The sequence below is a fragment of the Dechloromonas hortensis genome (genome assembly GCF_009469765.1).
GTDB classification, from domain to species: Bacteria; Pseudomonadota; Gammaproteobacteria; order Burkholderiales; family Rhodocyclaceae; genus Azonexus; species Azonexus hortensis.
The window spans coordinates 1-1,802 of the sequence record NZ_SSSQ01000031.1 but is presented as its reverse complement, the minus strand read 5'-3'; the positions used below and the strand labels follow the sequence as shown (position 1 = coordinate 1,802).

The 1,802-nt window shown below is 63.4% G+C and carries 1 protein-coding gene; it reads right to left on the bottom strand.

All coding sequences use genetic code 11. The features are described from left to right. The coding region (locus tag GH663_RS20845) for an NADP-dependent malic enzyme (protein WP_153133504.1) at positions 1-1,802 on the bottom strand (1,802 nt) is incomplete at both ends.

Sequence of the window (1,802 nt, the reverse complement as noted above, 5' to 3'; positions counted from 1 at the left end):
ACGGTGGCGGTCGGGGTCAGGATGTTGACCGGCTTCGCCGCCCCGAGCAGGATCGGCCCGATGGTCAGGTTGTCGCCGGCCGCCACCTTCAACAGGTTGAACGAGATGTTGGCTGCATCCAGCGTCGGCATGACCAGCAGATTGGCCTGGCCCTTCAGCTTCGAGTTCGGGAAGGCGGCCAGACGGATCTGCTCGTCCAAGGCCGCATCGCCGTGCATTTCGCCTTCGACTTCCAGTTCCGGTGCCCGTTGCTGCAACTGGGCCAGCACGTCGCGCATCTTCAGCGAGGTCGGCGTGTCTTCGGTGCCGAAGGTGGAGTGCGAGAGCAGTGCAACTTTCGGGATGATGCCGAAATTGCGGATTTCCTCGGCGGCAAGCAGCGTCATTTCGGCCAGTTGCTCGGCGCTCGGGTCGTAATTGACGTAGGTGTCGCCAATGAAGACGGTGCGCTCGGGCAGCATCAGGAGGTTCATCGCGTAGTAGCGGTCATGGTCGGCGCGGGTGCCGATCACGCTCTGGACGTATTCGCGATGCGTCTCGTGGCGGCCGAAGGTGCCGCAGATCAGGCCGTCGGCGTAGCCGAGGTGCACCATCAGCGCGCCGTACAGGGTGTTGCGCCGGCGTACTTCACGGCGGGCGTAGTCGGGCGAGACGCCTTTGCGTTCCATCAGGCGGTGGTAGGTCTGCCAGAATTCTTCGAAGTGCTCGTCGAAGAACGGGCAGTTGTCGGAATGGACGACTTCGAAATCTTCGCCTTCGCGGATGCGCAGGCCGGCCGCTTCGATGCGACGGTTGATTTCGGCATGGCGACCGATCAGGATCGGCAGGGCAATGCCTTCGTCACGGACGACCTGGACGGCGCGCAGCACGCGCTCATCCTCGCCTTCGGCGAAGACGATGCGTTTGGGGGCCAGCTTGGCCTGCGAGAAGACCGGCTTCATGATCATGCCGGAGTGGTAGACGAATTCGTTGAGGCCCTGGATGTAGGCCGCCCAGTCCTTGATCGGCCGGGTGGCGACGCCGGAGTCCATGCCGGCCTTGGCGACAGCGGGGGCGATCTTGACGATGAGGCGCGGGTCGAAGGGACGGGGAATCAGGTATTCCGGGCCGAAGCCGGTGATCTTTTCGCCATAGGCCGAGGCGACGACTTCCGATTGCTCGGCGCGGGCCAGTTCGGCGATGGCCTTGACCGCCGCCATCTTCATTTCTTCGGTGATGGTGGTGGCGCCGACATCGAGCGCGCCGCGGAAGATGAAGGGGAAGCAGAGGACGTTGTTGACCTGGTTCGGGTAGTCCGAACGGCCGGTACACATGATGGCGTCGTCACGGACGCTCTTGACCAGTTCCGGCGAGATTTCCGGGGTCGGGTTGGCAAGCGCCATGATCAGCGGCTTGGCAGCCATCTTGGCGACCATTTCCGGCTTCAGCACACCGCCGGCCGATAGGCCGAGGAAGACGTCGGCATCGGCAATCACTTCGCCCAGCGTGCGCTGCTCGGTCTTCTTGGCGTAGCGGGCCTTGATCTCGTCCATTTCTTCGACGCGGCCTTCGTACACCAGGCCCTTGATATCGGTCACCCAGATGTTGTCGACCGGCGCGCCGAGCATGACCAGCAGATCGATACACGCGAGGGCTGCGGCGCCGGCACCGGAGGTGACGATCTTGACGGTGGACAGGTCCTTGCCGATCAGGTGCAAGCCATTGAGGACCGCAGCGCCGACGACGATCGCCGTGCCGTGCTGGTCGTCATGGAAGACGGGGATTTTCATCCGCTCGCGCAGCTTCTTCTCGATGTAGAAGCA